This window comes from Roseateles sp., assembly GCF_031397715.1.
Lineage (GTDB): Bacteria > Pseudomonadota > Gammaproteobacteria > Burkholderiales > Burkholderiaceae_C > Paucibacter_A.
This window is the reverse complement of the sequence record NZ_JANNMI010000176.1, coordinates 1-4,448: the sequence shown is the minus strand read 5'-3', so window position 1 is coordinate 4,448 and position 4,448 is coordinate 1. Positions and strand designations below refer to the sequence as shown.

The following is a 4,448-nucleotide window of genomic DNA, read 5'->3' as shown; positions in this document are numbered from 1 at the left end:
TGCGCTGCCCGACCATGCCCGCTTTTGGCGGTGCTGATCTGCGCACGCTCTACATCACCACGGCCAGCGAAGGCCGCCCGGCCGCTGAACTGGCCGCCCAGCCTTGGGCCGGTTGCGTGCTGCAAGTGCGCGTCGAGGTGGCAGGCTTGCCTGCCAATTTGCTCGAAATCTGATCCGCTTTACCCGCTTTTGCTAGAAGCCACAAGGCTTGGTCGCGCCCGCCTTGTGTAGGGTATTTGCTATAGGTCTTGTCGGAAGCCTACGGGTTTCCACATATAATCATTGGGTTTTGCCGACATTCATCAGACCTTCATGAGCAGAAAAACGGGGCGTCAGCCGCAGGAAAGATCGAAAGACGCTGCGCCTAGCCCCGCCTGGGATGACTGGAATGAAGACGAAAAGAATGAGGCCGATGAGCAAGCTTTCAAGACCCTGACGCGAGAACAAGCGCAGGCCTTGAGGGTCAAGCACCCGCCGATTTCGGTTTGGCGTGTCGTCGGGATTCAGGTCTTGGTGGGTGTGGCAATCGCTGTGCTGGCTTACTTGTTGACCGGCGAAGGCAAAACGGCGCAGTCGGCTCTTTGGGGCGCGGCGGCGGTGGTTGTTCCGAATGCCTTGATGGCGTGGGGGATGACCGGGCTTTTCAGAGGGATGCCAGCGGCTGCGGTGCTGGGGTTCATGTTCTGGGAGTTGATCAAAATCATGACGGCGGTTGCCATTTTGGCGGTGGCGGCGGTCTGGGTGTCGGATTTGAATTGGCTGGCGCTGCTGGCGGGTCTGGTCGGGTGCTTGAAAGTAAATTGGTTGGCCCTGCTCTGGCAGGGTCGGATGAGTCAAGTTAAGTCAATAAATACGCAGGACGGAAACTAACGATGGCAGCCGAAGGACAAGGGCACGCGCCCAACGCTGGGGAATACATCCAGCATCACCTGCAGCATATGCAGATGAATTTCAAGGGTGAGTTGGTCAAGCAGACCAGCATCGTTGACTTCAGTTTGTTCAATCTGGATTCGCTGATTTATTCGGTCATCCTGGGCGTGTTGGGCTGCTTCATCTTGTGGCGCGCTGCGCGCAAGGCGACGTCCGGCGTGCCCGGCCGCTTCCAGGCTGCGGTGGAAATCTTGTCCGAAATGGTCGAGAACCAGGCCAAGGGCGTGATTCACAACGCCGCCAGCCGCAAGGTCATCGGCCCCCTGGCCTTGACCGTGTTCGTCTGGATCTTCCTGATGAACTTCATGGACATGTTGCCGGTTGATTTGTTGCCTACGCTGTGGGCTCAAGTGTTTGGTGCCATGGGCCACGACCCACATCATGCCTATATGCGTGTGGTGCCGACGGCCGACTTGTCGACCACGCTTGGCCTGTCGACCAGCGTGCTGCTGATGTGCTTCTTTTACAGCATCAAGATCAAGGGCATTGGCGGCTGGACGCATGAGCTGCTGGCCGCACCCTTCGGAGACAAGTGGTTTCTGTACCCGATCAACTTCTTGATGCAGATCATTGAGTTTGCCGCCAAGACCGTCTCGCACGGCATGCGCTTGTTCGGCAATATGTTTGCGGGTGAGCTGGTGTTCATGCTGATCGCGCTGATGGGTGGCGTCTGGGCCTGGGAGTTGAACCCGCTGTCGGGTGGCTTCTGGCTGGGTCTGGGCCATTTGGTGGCTGGTACGGTGTGGACCTTGTTCCACATCCTGATCATCACCTTGCAGGCCTTCATCTTCATGATGCTGACCTTGATCTACACGGGCCAGGCGCACGATCAACATTGATTGATCGTTTGCTGAACATCGGATAGTTCGCTTTTTCTCTTTTCCCTTTCTTTCTTTTTTTACTTACCTTTCCTTCTGGAGCAAATCATGGAAAACATTCTCGGTCTCGTCGCACTGGCTTGCGGTCTCATCGTTGGTCTGGGCGCATTGGGCGCTTCGATCGGTATCGCCTTGATGGGCGGCAAGTTCCTGGAAGCTTCGGCTCGCCAGCCTGAACTGATGAACGAACTGCAAACCAAGATGTTCATCTTGGCTGGTCTGATCGACGCCGCGTTCCTGATCGGTGTGGCTATCGCTCTGCTGTTCGCATTCGCCAAGCCTTTCGCCATCTAATTAATTGATGCGCCAACCGTTCACGGTTGAAAGGATAGCTCTGTGAATATCAACGCAACACTGTTCCTGCAGGCGATCGTTTTTGCGATCCTTGTATGGTTCACCATGCGCTTCATCTGGCCTCCAATGATGAAGGCCTTGGATGAGCGCGCCGCAAAAATCGCCGAAGGTCTGGCTGCGGCCGACAAGGCCAAGTCTGAGTTGGCTAACGCCAACAAAAAGGTCGACGAGCAATTGGCGCTGACCCGTGGCGAAACCACCAAGCTGTTGGCCGACGCTGAAAAGCGTGCTGCGGCGATCGTGGCCGCTGCGGCTGGTGTGGCTGAAGAGAAGGCCGCCAAGATCGTGGCCGACGCTCACGCCGAAGCCGAAGCGCAATCCGGACGTGCACGTGAGGCCTTGCGCGAGCAAGTCGCCGCACTGGCCGTCAAGGGTGCCGAGCAAATTCTGCAGCGCGAGGTCAACGCCTCCGTGCACGCCGAGTTGCTGGGTCGCCTGAAGACGGAGCTGTAAATGTTGAGCCCCCACGCTTCACTGTGTTCGCTGCCCCCCGAGGGGGCGCAAGCCTCCCTTGGGACGGCCCGGCGGGAGGCTTACCATGGCTGAGCTCGCGTCCATTGCCCGTCCGTACGCCGAAGCGCTGTATCAAGTAGCGCTCAAGCATGACGTCAAGGCTTGGGGCCTGCAGCTTAATGCCTTGGCCCAAGTGGCCGAGGCGCCCGAGCTGCTTCAGTTTGCCGACCACCCGAAGGCTACGGCCGAGCAGGTTTACGCGGTGACCGCGCAGACCGCCAAGCTCGATCTGGCCGAAGGCGTGCAGAACTTTCTGCGCACGGTCATCGCCAACGGTCGCTTGAGTGCTTTGCCCGCCGTCGCCCAGCAATTCCATGCGCTGGCTAATGCCGCAGCAGGTGTCGCGGACGCTTTGATTTACAGCGCATACCCGATCGACGCGGCCCAATTGGCCGAAGTCATGGTGTCGCTGGAGAAGCGCTTCGCACGCAAGCTCGACGCACAGGTCGTCTTGGAGCCGTCACTGATTGGCGGCATTCGGGTGGTGGTTGGCGATGAGGTGCTGGACACCTCGGTCAAGTACCGTCTGGAACGCATGAAAGTAGCGCTCACGGCCTGATGGCCTTGAGCGCATTTCACCCTTCATTCATCCCTGTGCCGACTGCTCTGGTAACAGAACAGAGGCCAGCTGGGAGCCATAGCAATGAATCTGAATCCTGCTGAAATTTCCGAATTGATCAAGAGCCGTATCGAGGGCCTTGGCACTTCGACGGACGTTCGCAACCAGGGCACCGTGGTGTCCGTGTCCGACGGTATCGTCCGCATCCACGGTCTGTCCGACGTGATGCAAGGCGAGATGCTGGAGTTCCCGGCTGGCGCCGACGGTCAGCCCACCTACGGCCTGGCACTGAATCTGGAGCGCGACTCGGTCGGCTCGGTGATTCTGGGTCAGTACGAGCACATCTCCGAAGGCGACACCGTCAAGTGCACGGGCCGCATTCTGGAAGTGCCGGTCGGCCCCGAGTTGATTGGCCGTGTGGTCAATGCCTTGGGTCACCCGATCGACGGCAAGGGCCCGATCAACGCCAAGATGACGGACGTGATCGAAAAGGTCGCTCCAGGCGTGATCGCCCGTAAGTCGGTCGACCAGCCAATGCAGACCGGCCTGAAGTCGATTGACTCGATGGTGCCGGTTGGCCGTGGTCAGCGCGAGCTGATCATTGGTGACCGCCAGACCGGTAAGACGGCTGTCGCGATCGACGCCATCATCAACCAGAAGGGTCAGAACATGACCTGCGTCTACGTTGCGATCGGCCAGAAGGCTTCGTCGATCAAGAACGTGGTGCGCGCTCTGGAAGCCAACGGCGCGATGGCTTACACCATCGTCGTGGCGGCCTCGGCTTCCGAATCGGCTGCGATGCAATATGTGTCGGCGTACTCCGGTTGCACGATGGGCGAGTACGAGCACATCTCCGAAGGCGACACGGTCAAGTGCACCGGGCGCATTCTGGACGTGCCGGTGGGCCCCGAGCTGATCGGCCGCGTGGTCAATGCGCTGGGCGCACCGATCGACGGCAAGGGCCCCATCAACGCCAAGATGACGGACGTGATCGAGAAAGTCGCGCCTGGCGTGATCGAGCGCCAGTCGGTCAGCCAACCGTTGCAGACCGGCCTGAAGTCGATCGACTCGATGGTGCCGATCGGCCGCGGCCAGCGCGAGCTGATCATCGGCGACCGCCAGACCGGCAAGACGGCGGTGGCCATCGACACCATCATCAGCCAGAAGGGCCAGGGCGTCACTTGCGTCTATGTGGCGATCGGCCAGAAGGCCTC

At 59.5% G+C, this 4,448-nt stretch carries 5 protein-coding genes and 2 pseudogenes; all 7 read left to right on the top strand.

The window, feature by feature from the left end; genetic code table 11:
• Positions 1–173, top strand: a pseudogene (locus RMO57_RS07600) (SMP-30/gluconolactonase/LRE family protein); the annotation flags it as partial.
• Positions 174–282: 109 nt separating this feature from the next.
• Complete coding sequence (locus tag RMO57_RS07595; protein WP_310385521.1) at positions 283–870, top strand: ATP synthase subunit I; 588 nt, start codon at positions 283–285, stop codon at positions 868–870.
• Between the two features lie 2 nt (positions 871–872).
• Positions 873–1,769 (top strand): F0F1 ATP synthase subunit A, encoded by an 897-nt coding sequence (atpB, locus tag RMO57_RS07590; protein WP_310385519.1) that lies wholly within the window; start codon positions 873–875, stop codon positions 1,767–1,769.
• A gap of 87 nt (positions 1,770–1,856) precedes the next feature.
• A complete protein-coding gene (atpE, locus tag RMO57_RS07585; RefSeq protein ID WP_263532376.1) occupies positions 1,857–2,102 on the top strand; it encodes a F0F1 ATP synthase subunit C in 246 nt (81 codons plus the stop codon).
• A 42-nt stretch (positions 2,103–2,144) separates the two neighbouring features.
• The gene (locus RMO57_RS07580) at positions 2,145–2,615 is read left to right on the top strand and encodes a F0F1 ATP synthase subunit B (protein WP_310385517.1); all 471 of its coding nucleotides are present in this window, start codon (positions 2,145–2,147) and stop codon (positions 2,613–2,615) included.
• An 85-nt stretch (positions 2,616–2,700) separates the two neighbouring features.
• Positions 2,701–3,234 carry a F0F1 ATP synthase subunit delta gene (locus RMO57_RS07575; RefSeq protein WP_310385515.1) on the top strand — a complete coding sequence of 178 codons (534 nt, stop codon included), beginning with the start codon at positions 2,701–2,703 and terminating at the stop codon, positions 3,232–3,234.
• Positions 3,235–3,318: 84 nt separating this feature from the next.
• Positions 3,319–4,448, top strand: a pseudogene (locus RMO57_RS07570) (hypothetical protein); the annotation flags it as partial.